The sequence below is a fragment of the Flavobacterium movens genome, from assembly GCF_039581425.1.
GTDB lineage: Bacteria > Bacteroidota > Bacteroidia > Flavobacteriales > Flavobacteriaceae > Flavobacterium > Flavobacterium luteolum.
Window position 1 is genome coordinate 40,544 of record NZ_JBCPXY010000005.1, and the last position, 15,531, is coordinate 56,074.

At 34.1% G+C, this 15,531-nt stretch carries 15 protein-coding genes; 6 read left to right on the forward strand and 9 right to left on the reverse strand.

The window, feature by feature from the left end:
- The first annotated feature begins 5 nt into the window (after nt 1-5).
- A complete protein-coding gene (locus tag AAYQ05_RS10505) occupies nt 6-1,937 on the forward strand; it encodes an OmpA family protein (RefSeq protein ID WP_343543182.1) in 1,932 nt (643 codons plus the stop codon).
- Between the two features lie 290 nt (nt 1,938-2,227).
- On the opposite strand, the gene AAYQ05_RS10510 is transcribed toward AAYQ05_RS10505, so the two are convergent.
- The 7 genes from AAYQ05_RS10510 to AAYQ05_RS10540 form a co-directional block, all read right to left on the reverse strand.
- Nucleotides 2,228-2,641 carry a 3-hydroxyacyl-ACP dehydratase FabZ family protein gene (locus tag AAYQ05_RS10510; protein ID WP_177209863.1) on the reverse strand — a complete coding sequence of 138 codons (414 nt, stop codon included), beginning with the start codon at nt 2,639-2,641 and terminating at the stop codon, nt 2,228-2,230.
- Nucleotides 2,642-3,253: 612 nt separating this feature from the next.
- Nucleotides 3,254-3,961: a LytR/AlgR family response regulator transcription factor gene (locus tag AAYQ05_RS10515; protein ID WP_343543185.1), complete on the reverse strand. Its 708-nt coding sequence runs from the start codon at nt 3,959-3,961 to the stop codon at nt 3,254-3,256.
- Nucleotides 3,961-5,127 (reverse strand): sensor histidine kinase, encoded by a 1,167-nt coding sequence (locus AAYQ05_RS10520; protein WP_343543186.1) that lies wholly within the window; start codon nt 5,125-5,127, stop codon nt 3,961-3,963. Before AAYQ05_RS10520 ends, AAYQ05_RS10515 begins: the two co-directional genes overlap by 1 nt.
- Nucleotides 5,128-5,176: 49 nt before the next feature.
- Entirely contained in the window at nt 5,177-5,905 is a 729-nt protein-coding gene (locus AAYQ05_RS10525; RefSeq protein WP_343543187.1) for a CPBP family intramembrane glutamic endopeptidase, read from the reverse strand.
- Nucleotides 5,906-6,110: 205 nt separating this feature from the next.
- Nucleotides 6,111-8,315 (reverse strand): TonB-dependent receptor, encoded by a 2,205-nt coding sequence (locus tag AAYQ05_RS10530; RefSeq protein WP_343543188.1) that lies wholly within the window; start codon nt 8,313-8,315, stop codon nt 6,111-6,113.
- 128 nt (nt 8,316-8,443) lie between these two features.
- Nucleotides 8,444-8,830 (reverse strand): DoxX family protein, encoded by a 387-nt coding sequence (locus AAYQ05_RS10535; protein ID WP_343543189.1) that lies wholly within the window; start codon nt 8,828-8,830, stop codon nt 8,444-8,446.
- A 143-nt stretch (nt 8,831-8,973) separates the two neighbouring features.
- Nucleotides 8,974-9,987, reverse strand: coding sequence for a zinc-binding alcohol dehydrogenase family protein (locus AAYQ05_RS10540; RefSeq protein WP_343543191.1), 1,014 nt, complete (start codon nt 9,985-9,987; stop codon nt 8,974-8,976).
- A 257-nt stretch (nt 9,988-10,244) separates the two neighbouring features.
- Here AAYQ05_RS10540 and AAYQ05_RS10545 point away from each other — a divergent pair, with 257 nt between their 5' ends.
- Both AAYQ05_RS10545 and AAYQ05_RS10550 read left to right on the forward strand, forming a co-directional pair.
- The gene (locus AAYQ05_RS10545; protein WP_343543193.1) at nt 10,245-10,802 is read left to right on the forward strand and encodes a GNAT family N-acetyltransferase; all 558 of its coding nucleotides are present in this window, start codon (nt 10,245-10,247) and stop codon (nt 10,800-10,802) included.
- A gap of 7 nt (nt 10,803-10,809) precedes the next feature.
- Nucleotides 10,810-11,244: a DoxX family membrane protein gene (locus AAYQ05_RS10550; protein ID WP_343543194.1), complete on the forward strand. Its 435-nt coding sequence runs from the start codon at nt 10,810-10,812 to the stop codon at nt 11,242-11,244.
- Nucleotides 11,245-11,331: 87 nt separating this feature from the next.
- Here the strand turns inward: AAYQ05_RS10550 and AAYQ05_RS10555 are convergent, their stop codons facing one another.
- The gene (locus AAYQ05_RS10555; RefSeq protein ID WP_343543195.1) at nt 11,332-11,835 is read right to left on the reverse strand and encodes a hypothetical protein; all 504 of its coding nucleotides are present in this window, start codon (nt 11,833-11,835) and stop codon (nt 11,332-11,334) included.
- A gap of 100 nt (nt 11,836-11,935) precedes the next feature.
- A complete protein-coding gene (locus tag AAYQ05_RS10560; RefSeq protein ID WP_343543197.1) occupies nt 11,936-12,799 on the reverse strand; it encodes a helix-turn-helix domain-containing protein in 864 nt (287 codons plus the stop codon).
- Nucleotides 12,800-13,089: 290 nt separating this feature from the next.
- Here AAYQ05_RS10560 and AAYQ05_RS10565 point away from each other — a divergent pair, with 290 nt between their 5' ends.
- The 3 genes from AAYQ05_RS10565 to AAYQ05_RS10575 all read left to right on the forward strand — a co-directional run bounded on the left by AAYQ05_RS10565 (nt 13,090) and on the right by AAYQ05_RS10575 (nt 15,501).
- The gene (locus tag AAYQ05_RS10565) at nt 13,090-13,926 is read left to right on the forward strand and encodes a sulfite exporter TauE/SafE family protein (RefSeq protein WP_111376937.1); all 837 of its coding nucleotides are present in this window, start codon (nt 13,090-13,092) and stop codon (nt 13,924-13,926) included.
- Nucleotides 13,913-14,320, forward strand: a complete 408-nt coding sequence (locus tag AAYQ05_RS10570; RefSeq protein WP_343543201.1) for a DUF1634 domain-containing protein — start codon at nt 13,913-13,915, stop codon at nt 14,318-14,320. Before AAYQ05_RS10565 ends, AAYQ05_RS10570 begins: the two co-directional genes overlap by 14 nt.
- Before the next feature lie 158 nt (nt 14,321-14,478).
- Nucleotides 14,479-15,501, forward strand: coding sequence for an LLM class flavin-dependent oxidoreductase (locus AAYQ05_RS10575; RefSeq protein WP_343543203.1), 1,023 nt, complete (start codon nt 14,479-14,481; stop codon nt 15,499-15,501).
- The last annotated feature ends 30 nt before the right edge of the window (nt 15,502-15,531 follow it).

Consider the following 15,531-nt stretch of genomic DNA (forward strand, 5'->3'; position numbering starts at 1 on the left):
AGTCTATGAAAAGAACAATTACTATACTCGCATTATTGGTTTTACAGCTAATTTATTCGCAAACCAAAAACAAAACTGCCGATGCTCTTTTTGATAAGATGTATTATGTTGAAGCCGCAAAATCGTATGAACTTTCCATTAATAATGGAGATGTTTCCAAAGAAACGCTTCAGCGACTTGGAGACGCTTATTATTTCAATACAAAAATGTCTAGTGCTTCAAAATGGTATGGAAAGCTAATTGCTGAATATCCGAATGAAGTTTCAGCCGAATATTTATTTCGTTATGCACAGTCGCTGCAAGGAATTCAAAACTATGACTTGGCAAAAAAATGGATGAAGGCTTTTGCAGAAAAAGAAAAATCAATCGATGCGACAAGAGCTAAGAATTTTTCGCTTAAGAATGTCACACTCGAAGATATTGAAAATATAAAACCCTCTTTTTTGCTTGAAAACTTAGAAATTAATTCTGCTTATTCCGATTTTGGTCCAATGTTCTACAAAGGCGATCTAGTGTACTCCACTACAATCGATTCTTCTTATTGGAAAACAGATAGATACGGATGGAATGATCAGCCTTATCTGAATATGCAATTGGGAAAAATAAGCGAAACGCAATCGAATGTTACTTTTAAAGAACGTTTCGGCAAAGATATCAGTACAAAATATCATGAAGCCTGCATCGCTTTTTCTCCAGATGAAAAGACCATTTATTTTACGCGAAATAATTATAACGGAAAACTGAAACGTGACAGCAAAGGCATTAACAACCTAAAAATCTTTTCTGCTACAGCAACAGAGAACAGTAATGGTACAGTTTCTTGGAAAGATATTAAAGAACTCCCTTTTAACAGCGATAATTATTCAGTTGGACATCCTTCTGTAAGCAAAGATGGCAAAAAGCTGTATTTCGTTTCAGATATGCCTGGAACAATTGGTTCTACCGATATTTTTGTGGTTGATATTTTGGGCAATAATCAATTCTCGGAACCCAAAAATTTAGGCGAAAAAATAAATACGACAGGACGTGAAATGTTTCCATACATTACCGATCAGGCGCTGTATTTTTCTTCTGACGGATTTTTAGGCTTAGGAGGCTTAGACGTATTCGAAAGCCGATTAAACGATGGCTTTTTTGACACACCAGCCAATCTCGGTGCACCTTTAAACAGCAATAGAGATGATTTTGGATATATCGTTAACGAAGCCACCAACAAAGGTTTTGTCTGCTCTAACAGAAAAACAGGAAAAGGCGATGATGATATTTACTCTTTTGAAAGATCATGCAACCAAGCCATTAGCGGTTATGTTTATGATGCCATTTCAAACAACAGAATTGCAGGTGCTATGGTAACGCTGAAAAATGCAAACGGAATAAAAGTGGCAGAAACCGTTTCTCAGCTTGACGGAAAATACGATTTTAATAACAATGTAAATTGCAACACGCCTTATACCATTGAAGTTTCAAAAGAAAATTATAACGCAAATAACAAGGCAATTGTTACCGCAAACAGTTCTGGAAAAACAGAAGCTCTTGTAGGTTTAGATCCTGCTTTAATTGCACGGGAAAATGGAGTTCTGAAAATAAAAATCGGAATTATTTTCTTTGATTTAGACAAATCAGATATACGTTATGATGCTGCTATAGAACTAAATAAAGTAGTTCTCTTAATGCATCAGTATAACACCATTGTAATCAAAATCGAATCGCATACCGACTCCCGCGCCAACGACCAGTACAATCTCGAACTCTCTGATCGAAGAGCAAAAGCCACAAGAGATTATCTCATTTCTCAAGGAGTTGCTCCCGAACGAATAGAAAGCGCAATTGGCTACGGCGAAACCCAGCTAATCAATAATTGTTCTAACGGAGTCCCATGTACAGAAGCGCAACATCAAGTCAATCGCCGAAGCGAATTCATCATAACAAAAATGTAAAAAAAATGTAAACCCCCAGTGGGGTGAAATATTTATAGAATTACCGTAAGATAAATAGAAAAAGCTCCGAAGGAGCGACATATTTCATAAATAGATATGTCGCTCCTCTGGAGCTTTTTACTCTAAAACTTTATTCTAAACTATAAATATTTCGCTTCTCCGAAGCTTTAAAAAAACCTCTTTTCGATACATCCACTGCATATTCTATATCTAGCTTCTTTCTTCTATAGTCTTGCCTCTTGCTTCTATAATCTTGCCTCTTGCTTCTAACCTCTCTCTTCTATCCCACACTACTGAAGCTTCACACACATCCATTCGCCTTTCATAATCAATTTATCCTCATCAAAGGCTTCACCAGACTGTTTTATGATTTTTTCGCTTGTACGAATGTTTTTTACCACAAATTTAACGAGTTTATTGAATTCAACACCTCCAAAAAACTCCACTTTATCTAAGCTAACTAAGCCAAAAACTCCATCTGCGATTCCTAAAAGCTTTATTCCTGCACCACCACATTGCGCCATAGCTTCGATCAAAATAGTTCCAGGAACAAAATTAAAATCTGGAAAACTGCCCTGGAGCCAAGCATCTTTATCTGTAAATGTCTTTAAACCAATGATTGTGTCTGTTGTATAAGAGATAATTTCATCAACAAAGAGAAATGGAGCACGATGCGGAATTAAGTCTTCTATTTTTTTAGTCATGATTTATAATTTTCAACAATGTACGAATCTGAACCGAAATAGACAATATTAAAATGGCATCTGTGTTAAAAGCGGGTTAAAATGTTAAAATTAAGAACTCTTCGTTCGGTTTTCTAAAACTAATTAATAGCATAAAAATTGAATTTACAGACACCTTGTTGTTCTTCTGAATCAATTTAAAAAAATGATCAATTCAGATAAAAAAATGATCAGATCTATCAGTAAATAAATTGGTCTTTTAAAGGTATTTTATTTTTTTTCTTCTTCTAAAAAACTAGAAAAAGAAGCAAAAACTAGCTTCCTCACATAAAATACTCATTACTTTTAAGCGTTAAACTTATTGTTTAATTAAACCAATTTAAAACCTAATAACCAACAATTTAAACCATTACAATAGAAAACCTCTATAATAGAAAATCTACTTAAAAAACAATTGTTTTACTTTAAAAATCTATTTATCAATTTCTAAAAAAGAGATAAAAAAAATCTTTGCCAGAACATTCTTCAATCCATAATTTTCAATTTAAATCTTATAGTTTTTCAGTCAAAAATTCACACATGAAAAACTCGCATTTTCTAATTATCGAATCTTCTAATCATCGCATTTTCTACTTACCGTATTCCCAATAACTGATACAATTCGTCCTTCTTATTTAGAGCTGCCGAAATAGTTTTCCCATCAGTTAGTTCAACCAAATTTCCGTTGAGACTTCTCACCGCTTCCAGATTTATAATAAAAGAACGCTGAATGCGAAAAAACATCGGAAGCTTCAGCACTTCTTCCATAGACTTTAAAGTTCCTAAAGTTGTATATGATGCGCCATTGATGACGAATTTCAGATAATCGCCTTGCGCTTCGACATATAGAATTTCATTCAAAAGAATCTTAATCAATTTTCCTTCTGATTTGATAAAAATGCGATCGGAGTTAATTTGATGCACCGAAGTTGTTTTCTTCAACAAAAGATATTCTTTAGCGCGATTTACCGCTTTTAGAAAACGATCAAAACGAACGGGTTTTAAGAGATAATCTGCCGCACCTGTTTCAAATCCCTCGAGAGCAAAATTGCGGTGTGCTGTAATAAAAATAATAACCGGAGCATTGGTAAGGGACTGCGCCAATTCTAAGCCATTAAATTTAGGCATTTCGATGTCGCTGAAAACAATATCAACTTCATTTTCCTGCAGAAATAATAATGCTTTAGAGGCTTCTGCAAACGAATCCTTCAGTTCCAAAAACGGAATTTCAGCAATAAACGATTCAATAATATCTCTTGCAATCGGCTCATCGTCAACGACAATGCATTTTAATTTTTCCATTATTTCCTTAAAACTATTTTTAAATCGACTCTAAACGAACTTTCCAGTTTTTCAATTTCTAACTCATACCTATCAGGATATAGCAACTCTAAGCGTTTACGAGCGTTTTCCAACCCTATTCCGCCAAAGACTATATCATGTTCCATTTCTTCATAATCGTTCTTTAAACTAAACCAAAATACGCTCTTTTCAATCTTAATATCTAGTTTTATAAAAGCGTTCTTGGTTTTTAAACCATATTTAAATGCATTTTCTATAAAAGTAAAGGTCAAAAGCGGTGCTATAAAAAATCCCGCTGTATTTCTTTCCCCTGCAATGTTAACTTGAATATCAGTATCAGCTGCATAACGCATTTTTTCTAAAGTGACATAATTTTTGATAAAATCCAATTCTTTTTCCAAACGGACAATTTCGGTATTCGATTCATAGAGCGTATAGCTCATAATATCAGAAAGATTCAAGATTAATTCTGGAGCCAGATTGTCTTTTCTAACTGTTAGTCCGTAAAGATTATTCAAGGTATTAAATAAAAAATGCGGATTTAACTGCGCTTTTAGAAAGTCTTTTTCAATTTGAATATTCTGAATTTCCAAAGCTGTTTTTTCTCTTTCAATTTGAAATTTCTTATTATACAATTTCGTGATTTCGACCAATATTTTAGCAAAACAAAAAGGTGAAAGCAATGAAATAATAATTATAGTTTGGGAAAGCATTCGTTTTGGAGAAACCGCTTCCAGAAAAGTTTGATTTGCACTCATTTTAATGACGCCTTTCAGTTCTCCAAAAGTAATTTCAAAACCTAAAGCATAATAAAACAACGAAATAAAATACGTTGACGCCATCCAGACAAATATTGAAACTGGAAAAACCAATAGCAACAGTATTATAATTCGGGTTTTGCTTCCTGAGAATATCTTTGGCAATAGTAAATAAAACAGCATATAAAATACAATCATATTTACTAATGCCATTCTTATTGTTAGCAAAACAGCATCAAAACAAACTAATTTATAGCCAATTACATAGCTCAAAAAAAGCAAAATGGAAAAACCTAACCACATAAAAACGTGGAGTAGAATTCGATTTCTTCTGGTAAAAAAGTGATCAAAATTCAGCGAAGTAATTTTATCTAAAAAATATCCCGAAGTTGATGTGGTATTTGGCATGTAATAGATTTGTAAAGCAGTTTCAAATATAACTTTAATTTGGCAGGTTTTATAAAATTCTGATAACCGCATTGATCAAATTAATCGTGTTATGACCCAAGATAGAATAAATAAGATTTCCTGAAAACTGTCTTAAAATACCAACGCTCAAAGAAGAAATTAATGTTAAGTAGACCATTGTAATAATATCAAATTTCAAATGCAAATCTTGGTCTAAAACTGCTCCGTGAGAAACACCAAACAAAACCGTTACAATAACAAACGCCCAGCCAAATTTGATGCCTCGATAGTTCCATCTTGGCGCAAAAGCTTTGTCTAAAAGCCATAAAGAGATTCCTCTAAAAAGAATTTCTTCTGTTAATCCAGGCATTGTGGCTTGAAAAAGGAAAGTTTCCAGATCGAAGGCATTTCCTTTTGGAAATAAAATCAGTTTAAAAACAATATCAACCAAAGTAAATCCGAAGAAAACCAGTAATCCAAATTTCAAGTTTGCTGGCGAATTGGTTTTAGAAGTAAATCCGATTTTGATTCTTTCTTCTTTTGAAACCGAAAAGATTATAATCAATCCTAATATTAAACTCAGAACTTTTCCTGCCCAATTGAATTTCAAATCAAGATCTATTAATTGTTTCCCTGAAGCCTGTAAAAACACATCGGCAAGGAAATATAAAATGAAAAATAGTAAATACTTTAAGTTTGTTTTTTCCGATTTGAAATACGCAATAACAATAAGCGGAGCGATTAACAAAATCCAAAGAAGAGGTGTAAATAATGACATAATTTTGATTTTTAAGGTTTTAATTTTGATCAAAAGTATATCGGGAGTATATCAATTAAAATTGTGATCGGTAGAATGAAGAATCTACTCGGTGAAAATGTCATTTTAGACGATAATAGAATTAGATAATTAGAAAATGTGCCAATTAGATAATGAGAGTAATTATCTAATTGGCACATTTTCTAATTGGCACATTGATCAATTTCTACCAAGCATATTTCAAAATCAATCTCGCATTAAACGGCGTTCCTGCGGTAAAATGAATTTCTTCTACAGGATCCGTTTCATTTGCCAGTCTTGATTCGGTTAAGAATTGTGTTTCTTTCCATTTGGTGTTGAAAATATTGTCGATGTTTACGCCAATCGAAACTTTCTTAATCTGGTAATTCACAGAGAAATCGGTAATGCAATAGCCTTTTGCCACAACCGAATTGTCTTCGTTTGCTGGTCTGTCTCCTAAGAAACGAGTTCTTATACTTCCTGAAAATCCTTTTAAATCTTTAACCGAAATTCCGTTCATTAAAGTATTTTTTGGAGCCAATGGCAGATAATCATTTCCTTTAGGTTCATCTATTGCTCTTGCGTGCGTATACGTATAATCGGTATTCCAGAACAGCCAATTGGTCAATTGATATCTGAAACCAAAATCGAAACCTTTTCTTTCTGTTTTTCCGCTTGGTTCAACAACCGCTTCGTCTCCAACATAAACAAATTCCTGCGCTAAATACAAATACCAAATTGCTGAATTAATAATCATGCGTGGAAATGGTTTCCAGTTAATTCCTAAATCTGCGCCGTAGGTTTCTGGAAGAATTTTTTGACCGCTTTGCGCCACTACTACACGCGTATCATTGCTATGAAACCCTTTTCCTAATTTCAGGAAATAGTTTAATTTATCGTTTTGAGTATACAAAAAGTTCAATTTCGGACTCACAATTGCTTTTGTCTGTGTCTGATTCGTATAGGTTGCCGCCAATTGATCTTCGTACCCAAATTTGAAATAATCTAAACGCAAACCTCCGTTTACCAACCATTTTCCTGATGTAAAATCAAGGCTTGAATACGTAAATAAGTTAGTTTGGTTTACAGTTCCTAAACTCAAATAATCTAAAACCGTTTTTCTGTTTAAAGTATGCGATAATTCTACATCTTTATTGTTATCGTTGCGAAGTCCAGCGCCTAATTTAAAACGCCATTTTTCGTTTAATTTCTGATCATATTCGGACTGAAAACCTACAATGGCTCTATTCTCTTTCTGTTTGATCTGATCGCCGTTTATAGGGTCGTTTAAGAAAAAAGTAAAATTAGAATACAGTTCAAAATCATATTTGCTTAAATAAGCACTGCTTTTGATATGCGTATTTTCGTCAATTTTTGCATCATATTGCAAATTAAAATTGGTTCTATCGGTATTTCCTCCTTCATTTGGATCGATTGCTCCATAATGCGAAATAGTTCCATCGTTTACAGCACGATCCGGAATCTGTCCGCTAGCATCCCATTGGCTTTTAAAATGCGAAACCGAGATAGCCAAACGATCTCCATTTTCCATTTTAGCATTGTATTTTCCAAATAAATTTATTCGGTTAAAGTTCTGAGGAGCATCAAAATAACCATCGGTCATCATGTATTCTCCAGCAAAATAAGCCGATTGGTTTTCTTTATTCAATAAATTAAACATGGCAACAGTACGAAAAGTATCAAACTGTCCGCCCTCAAAAGAAATAGAGCTATTTTGCAACGCATTTTTGGTATTAAAACCAACATATCCTGCAGTGGTAAAATCGCCTTTATCTACAAAATAAGCCCCTTTATCAAAATCAATATTATCAACCGTTTCTGGAATCACAAAATGCAAATCAGAATAACCTTGCCCGTGTGCGTGCGAAACCATATTTACTGGCATACCGTCTACAGTAATATTGATATCGGTTCCATGATCACAGTCAAAACCTCTTAAGAAAATCTGTTCAGCTTTTCCTCCACCAGCATGCTGACCTATGAAAAGTCCTGGAACTTTACGCAATAAATCCTGAGAATTTGAAATAGGCTGAATTTCAAAATCGATTTTAGAAATCGTATTCAGATATTTTAAATTATTGCCAATCTTAACTTCTTCTAGCAAAAATGGCTTTTCTTCTAAAGAAATAGTCAGAAAATCTAAAGAAGCCAGTTTTATTTTCTGAGTAGAAAATCCCTTTTTGGTAACAACCAAACTATCATTTACCTGAACGCCTTCTAAGGTAAATTTTCCATTTACATCGGTATGTGCGTGTGTTTTTGAATTTAGGTTTCGAATTAAAACTTCTGACGCCGCTTTTCCGTCAGCGTCGTTTACAATACCATTTAGAGATTGAGCATTAATTGCAAAAGAAAAAATAAAAAGGGTAAAGGAGAATAAGAACTTCATTGCTATTTTGATAATTATTGGGGTAGTATGGACACAAAAATAGCATAATTAAAAGAATAACCATAAAAAAAGCTCTAAATCAAAAATTTAGAGCTTTTCTATATAGTAAACCTTTTACTTTGAGAAAATTAATCCCATTTATTGGTTTTAGAAACGGCATATTTACCAGCTCCTGTAAAGAATAAGGCTAAAGCACCAAACAGATAAAGCCCTAATAATTCTAAAGCGTAACCTCCATGATCGCTGATAGAGAAAATCTCCTGAGCATGTGCTGTTGCAACTGCTACCACACACGTTATTGTTAAAAGAACAGCCGCAATTCTAGTTCTAAATCCTAATAAAATGGCAATTGGAGCTAAAACTTCGCCAATGTAAACAGCATAGCCAAATGCGCCCATGTTTTCTACAAGGAACGAAATTCCGTGAATCAGTTTAGAAACACCGTGAAAAAGCATTAATCCGCCAGTACTTAAACGCAATAGCAATAATCCAAGGTCTGTGTTTTTTGAAATCATAAATAATTTTGTTTAGGTTAAAAATTTATATCAATTGGGTTTGTAAGCCGACTAAAATACAAAAATTTCCTATTTTAAAACAATATTATTTAAAACAATTCCAAATAACCGTTTTTAGGCTATCACAAAGCTCATTTTGACCTTTAAAACTTAATGGCAATCTTTCCAATTGTTCGTCCAGACTCCAAAAGTTCGTGCGCTTTCTTAAGATTTTCGGCTGAAAGTCCGTTTAAGGTTGTATTTAAAGTTGTTTTCAAAATACCATCATCCAACAAATCAGCCACGATGTTTAAGATATTATGCTGTTCTACCATATCTTCTGTTTGGAACATTGAACGAGTGTACATTAGTTCCCAAGAAAAAGACACACTTTTGCTCTTTAATTTGGTTAATGCAACTGGATCGCTGCTTCCGGTAATGGAGGCAATATGACCTTGCGGCTTTATCAATTCGACCATTGTATCCCAATAAGCATTGGTATCTACAAAATCTAAAATAAAGTCAACATACTCAAAACCAGCATCTCGAACAGATGAAACAAGGTCTTTATGATCTACTACAAAGTCAGCGCCCTGCTGTTTGCACCAAGCAATTGTTTCTGGACGCGACGCTGTTGCAATAACCGTTAAACCCGCTATTTTTTTAGCCAATTGAATAGCAATAGAACCTACTCCTCCTGCTCCGCCAATAATCAGAATCGATTTTCCTTTGTCTTTATCTGCCGTAATTCTGATTCTGTCAAATAAAATTTCCCAAGCAGTTAAAGCGGTTAGCGGAATTACAGCAGCTTCTTCGATGCTTAACGATTTAGGTTTTCGGCCCACAATTCTTTCGTCGATAATTTGATATTCGGCATTGCTTCCTTGTTTGGTAATATCTCCTGCATAATAAACGGGATCTCCCACTTCAAACAAAGTAACATCTTGTCCGACAGCCTGAACGATTCCGACAGCATCCCAGCCAATAATTTTGGGAGTTTCGAGAACAGTATCTATTGCGCTATTCTGGCGAATTTTAAAATCGACTGGATTTACAGAAATCGCATCAATTTTAACTAATAAATCGTGTGGCCCTGGAATTGGTTTTACGGCTTCAAATTCGATAAAACTTTCTGGGTTTTCTATGGGTAATGATGTTTTAAATCCTATTGCTTTCATTTCTTTTAATATTTAAATTAAAACTATACTACAAATATAAGACGACTTGAAATCTCTTAATTGGTATATATTGAGTGTATATTTGTATATTTTTTTCAAAGATGCTATCCCGATAGCTATCGGGACTAAGTTGCTAAGAGGCTAAGTTTTTTAAGCAGATTTTATTTAATGCTTGCTGAGAAATTAAACATATAGTCCCAATAGCTTCGCGACTATGTATTTAAATAAAGCCTTAAATTTGCTAAAAATACTACACTATGAATATACGAAAAGCCGAAAAATCAGACTCAAAATATATTGCTCCTATATTATTATTAGCAATGGAAGACATTATCTATAAATTTATTGCAAAGGAAGATTACGCTGTAGCGAAAGATTTTCTGCAGCATTTTGTCGAAAGTGATAACAATCAGTATTCTTATCAAAACTGTTTTGTGGCAGAAGAAAATAACGAAATCATTGGCGCAGTAAATATTTATAATGGTGCAGATATTGAAGAATTGCGCGCGCCGATAATCGAATACGTTCGCAAACACCATAATCCTGACTTTGATCCAGAATTGGAAACACGCGATGGAGAGTATTACATTGACTCTTTAGGAGTGAATCCGAAATATCAGGGAAAAGGAATTGGTTCTCAATTATTGCAATTTTTGATTGATAAATACGTTCATAAAAATAAAGAGGTTTTAGGTCTCCTGGTTGAAGAAGACAATCCGAATGCTAAAAAACTGTATTTAAAGCTTGGTTTTAAAGTAGTTGGAAACAAAACTTTGGTTAAGAAGAACCTGGAACATCTTCAAATCAAAAATTAATTATAGAATGAAAAACATCACAATATTAGAAGCAGGTTTAATTTTAAGAATAGTTTTAGGAATCACAATGCTTTCGGCCGTAGCAGACCGATTTGGAGTTTGGGGCGCACCGGGATCTAACGCAGTCGCTTGGGGAAATTGGGAAAACTTTGTTATCTACACACAAACCCTAAATTCTTTTGCCAACAAAGCCACAGCAGAAATTCTTGCAGGAATTGCCACTTTCTTTGAAGTTTTACTGAGTCTTCTACTATTATTTGGTTTCAAAACCAGACTTGCCGCTTTAGGAACTACCTTTTTAATGTTCTTTTTTGCTTTTGCTATGTCGGTTTCCGTTTCTGTAAAAGCGCCTCTTGATTATTCTGTTTGGACAAGTTGTGCGGCGGCTTTACTATTGGCTAATATTGGAAAAACATCTTACGCTGTTGACAATAGGATATAGTTTTTTAGGTTGATGGTTTTTGGTTGATAGTTGATGGGGTAAAAATTTTTCCTAACAATCAAAACTATCAACTATCAACCAAAAAAATCAATTCACATTTTTTCGGAAATAAATTCGTTTTGGAAATTGATCTTCTATTTTTTCTTCCAAATCAAATTCTTCGTAATTCAATAATCGTAATATATCGATCAAAGCAGTATCTATGGCAAAAGCTTTCACCCAAATTAGATCATGTTTTCGCTGATAAGCAATCTCTTCGGCACGTTTAATAAGCGCTTTTAAATCTTCTTCATCAAAATAAATAATCTCACTTAGATTGATTGCTTTTGACGCTCCTAGATTTTCGTTTAATATTCTCGACGAATCCAATTTTAAATACGATTGTGGTGCTTCACCAAGATATGCCATTAGAATTTCAATCGAAAAATCATTCTGAATTCGAAACAATTCTTTTTGAGAAAGATACTGCTCTGCATATTCTTCTCCCAAACCTTTTTCCCTAAATAAATTGGTATAAAACTGAACGGCTTTGTCTTCCATCCAAGAGACATTATCATTAATGATGACAACAAATTTTGCAATTTTACTCATTTCTTTTCCTTTTTAATAAAAGAGCAAAATTCTATCGATTATAGGTTAAAAAAAAGAGCAATACGGCTTCAAAATTGTGCAAAATGTCGGAAACTTTATTTTAATCGTTTTGTTTTTTCCGATATTCTAAAGGCGAAATTCCCTCGTAGTTTTTAAAGAATCTTCCAAAAGCAGATTGATCAGTAAAATGGAGCAAATCGCTTATCTGATTGATGGACATTTTTTTGTGCTGCAATAAAACTTTGGCTTCCAGAATCACCATTTCGCTAATCCAGTCACTCGCAGTCTTTCCGCTGTGTTTTTTAATGACTTCAGACAAATATTTTCGGCTTACATTTAGTTTATCAGCATAATGCTGTACCGTTCTAAAATTCAAAAAGTCCTTAAATAGCAGTTCTTTAAACTGTTCAAATAAAGGATTGTGCGTTTCTGTAATACTCTTTTCTTCCTGAATAGCATCAATTTCATAAATTAAAATATACAGATAACTTCTCAAGATAGAAGCTTGATTCTTAGATCTGTTTTCTGATGCTTCTTTAATTAGATTAAAAATGCGTTCAAATTTATTTTCATCTGTTTTTGCAAGTTGAGACAAATGACTATGATGGTTTTCAAAGAAATCATATTGGGCAAGAAAAAACACATTTGTCTGATTTTCGAGAAAAAAATGCGGTTTAAAAAATATAATATCAATTAAAATTTCATTATCGTTTTTAGAAAAACTCCTAATCACAGATGGTCCCAAAGTAATAAGAGCCGGAGCATGAACTACTTTCTTCTCGAGTCCAGTCTGCATGATCATGCTTCCTTTTCTTAGAAACTCAATTGCATAACTTTCTGCACGATAAGGTTCGCTGATATAAGGATGCTCGCTTGTCTGGATATAGAAATACTCTTTCTGATCTGCATTAGAAAACAAACTCTTATGATGCGTTAAGGAATAAGTGAGGATTTTATTCTTCAAGACTGCTTTTTTAGTAATCATTATCATTTCAAATATACCTTTTTTTTTAGTTTTCAGTCGCAGTGTTCAGTCTCAGTCTCAGTTTACAGTCTTTGCGGTAAGAACAGTTAGCTTTGTCAAAATTTGAAACTTTGACAAAGCTTCTAGACTCTCAAACTAACTTAAACTAAAAACTGAACACTGAGACTGAGACTGAACACTAAAAATATTTTTAAGGTATATTTAAGGTCATAAAGCTGTTTCGAACAAATATGTATTCGTAAATTAGCAAATACAAAAATATATCTTAAATGACAATACTTACCTTTACGCTTATAATGATTCTAGGAGCTTTTTTAGCTGGTTTTATCGGTTCATTATCAGGCTTGGGCGGAGGAATTATTATCATTCCGCTTCTCACCATTATTCTCGGTGTCGATATTCATTATGCTATTGGAGCTGCTTTAGTCTCTGTTATCGCCACTTCTTCGGGTTCTGCGGCAGCCTATGTAAAAGAAGGAATTACTAATATGCGAATGGGAATTTTTCTCGAAATAGCCACTACAATTGGAGCGGTTTGCGGAGCTTTGCTTTCGACTATTGCGCCTACTTCTTTTATAGCCGTTTTGTTTGGTTTAACGCTGATTTTCTCTGCTATTAATTCGCTTCGAAAAAAAGAAGAACATATCGTTCTAGAATCTAGTCCGCTGGCTAAAAAGCTAAAATTGGACGGAACTTATCCTACTCATGACGGCGAAGTTGTAAAATACGGAACCAAAAATGTTATTGGCGGTTTTAGTATGATGGGTGTTGCCGGAATGATGTCTGGATTGCTCGGAATTGGTTCTGGTGCTTTTAAAGTAATTGCAATGGACAATATTATGCGTGTTCCTTTTAAAGTTTCAACCACAACCAGTAATTTTATGATGGGTGTTACGGCAATGGCAAGTTCTGTAATTTATATTCAGAAAGGATATATTGAACCTGGAATCTGTATGCCGGTTGTAATTGGAGTTTTGTTTGGAGCTATGGCTGGAGCCAAAATATTGGTACGAACAAATCCGAAGAAATTGAGAATATTTTTTGCCTGCTTAATTTTTGTTTTGGCAATCAATATGATTTATAACGGACTAAATGGAAAAATCTAATATGATACAGGAAGAAAAATTTGGAGAAAAAGATTTTCAGACAATTATAGGAAACCTGCTTCGTTACGGAGTTTGGATTTCGCTATCGGTAGCCTTCATTGGCGGAATTGTTTATTTGCTTCATAACGGAAATCAGATTGAGGATTATTCTGTTTTTAAAGAAAACGACCGAAATATATTTGAAGTAATCGCTGCAATTTACAACGGAGCAATTCAAGGAAACGGAGAATCATTAATATTTACAGGAATTATTTTCTTGTTCATGACACCTGTTTTACGTGTACTGCTTTCGTTATTTTCGTTTTTATTGGAAAAAGACTACTTGTACGTTGGCATTACGCTGATCGTAATCATGATTATAATTATCAGTATTTCGTTTGGTTTCTCACATTAATTGGCTGTAAGCTATAGGCTTTAGGCAATAAGCTTCAAAATGCTTAAAGCTTATTGCCTAAAGCAAAAAAATAATATCGCTTTAAGCTATAAACCGTAAGCTTTAGGCTCTCTAAAATGCTTACAGCTTATAGCGTAAAGCTTAAAGCTAAAAAAAATATGGAAATAGGAATAGACAGTTTTGCTTCGGCAATGTATGGCGATAACAATACTCTGAGCAGTGTTGATGCTATGGAACAGCTTTTACAGCGAATTGAATTTGCAGATCAAGCTGGTCTAGATGTTTTCGGAATTGGAGAACATCATAAAAAAGAGTTTTTAGATTCTGCTACGGTTGTTATTTTGAGTGCAGCAGCAGCAAGAACAAAAAATATCCGACTGGCAAGTGCTGTTTCGGTTTTAAGCGCTGCAGATCCTGTTAGGGTTTATCAAAGTTTTGCGACTTTAGATTTAATTTCAAAAGGAAGAGCAGAAATTGTAGTGGGTCGCGGTTCTTCTATTGAAGCTTATCCCCTTTTTGGATTTAATCTGAATGATTATGATAAGCTTTTCAGCGAAAAACTAGACTTGCTTTTACAGATTCGTGACAGCGAGTTTGTAAACTGGGAAGGGAAATTTCGTCCTGCCATAAATAATTTACCTGTTTATCCGAGAGCAATACAAGAGAAATTGCCTATTTGGCTTGGAGTTGGCGGTACGCCAGAATCATTTATAAGAGCTGGATCACTTGGACTTCCGTTAATGGTTGCTGTTATTGGCGGACAAACACATCGTTTTAAACCTTTAGTTGATTTATATCGTGAAGCTGGAAAAGCTGCGGGCTATAAACCAAATGAATTAAAAGTCGGTTTGCATTCACCTGGATATGTTGGCACCACAACTGAAAAAGCAATTGAAGAATATTATCCTGGTTATGCCGAATTATGGACCAAATTAGGATATGAAAGAGGCTGGCCACCAGTAACAAAAGGCAAATTTGATGGTTTAATTGATGATTTGGGTGTTTTAATTGTTGGAGGTCCAGAAAGAGCTGCAGAGAAAATTCTTCGCCATAGTGAAGCGCTTGGAGGTGTAGATCGATTTACTTTCCAAATGGATAATGCTGGATTAACGCATAAACAATTAATGAATGCGATTGAATTGATTGGTACAAAATTGATTCCTTTGATACGCAAGGCATAATAATTAATCTCGCAATCCTGATAGCTATCG

Bases quoted from the DNA above. Each gene is read 5' to 3' on its own strand.
- AAYQ05_RS10520 (WP_343543186.1), bottom strand. From the start codon at position 5,127: ATGCCAAATACCACATCAACTTCGGGATATTTTTTAGATAAAATTACT.
- AAYQ05_RS10505 (WP_343543182.1), top strand. From the start codon at position 6: ATGAAAAGAACAATTACTATACTCGCATTATTGGTTTTACAGCTAATT.
- AAYQ05_RS10555 (WP_343543195.1), bottom strand. From the start codon at position 11,835: ATGAGTAAAATTGCAAAATTTGTTGTCATCATTAATGATAATGTCTCT.
- AAYQ05_RS10510 (WP_177209863.1), bottom strand. From the start codon at position 2,641: ATGACTAAAAAAATAGAAGACTTAATTCCGCATCGTGCTCCATTTCTC.
- AAYQ05_RS10515 (WP_343543185.1), bottom strand. From the start codon at position 3,961: ATGGAAAAATTAAAATGCATTGTCGTTGACGATGAGCCGATTGCAAGA.
- AAYQ05_RS10545 (WP_343543193.1), top strand. From the start codon at position 10,245: ATGAATATACGAAAAGCCGAAAAATCAGACTCAAAATATATTGCTCCT.
- AAYQ05_RS10575 (WP_343543203.1), top strand. From the start codon at position 14,479: ATGGAAATAGGAATAGACAGTTTTGCTTCGGCAATGTATGGCGATAAC.
- AAYQ05_RS10570 (WP_343543201.1), top strand. From the start codon at position 13,913: ATGGAAAAATCTAATATGATACAGGAAGAAAAATTTGGAGAAAAAGAT.
- AAYQ05_RS10525 (WP_343543187.1), bottom strand. From the start codon at position 5,905: ATGTCATTATTTACACCTCTTCTTTGGATTTTGTTAATCGCTCCGCTT.
- AAYQ05_RS10535 (WP_343543189.1), bottom strand. From the start codon at position 8,830: ATGATTTCAAAAAACACAGACCTTGGATTATTGCTATTGCGTTTAAGT.
- AAYQ05_RS10565 (WP_111376937.1), top strand. From the start codon at position 13,090: ATGACAATACTTACCTTTACGCTTATAATGATTCTAGGAGCTTTTTTA.
- AAYQ05_RS10540 (WP_343543191.1), bottom strand. From the start codon at position 9,987: ATGAAAGCAATAGGATTTAAAACATCATTACCCATAGAAAACCCAGAA.
- AAYQ05_RS10530 (WP_343543188.1), bottom strand. From the start codon at position 8,315: ATGAAGTTCTTATTCTCCTTTACCCTTTTTATTTTTTCTTTTGCAATT.
- AAYQ05_RS10550 (WP_343543194.1), top strand. From the start codon at position 10,810: ATGAAAAACATCACAATATTAGAAGCAGGTTTAATTTTAAGAATAGTT.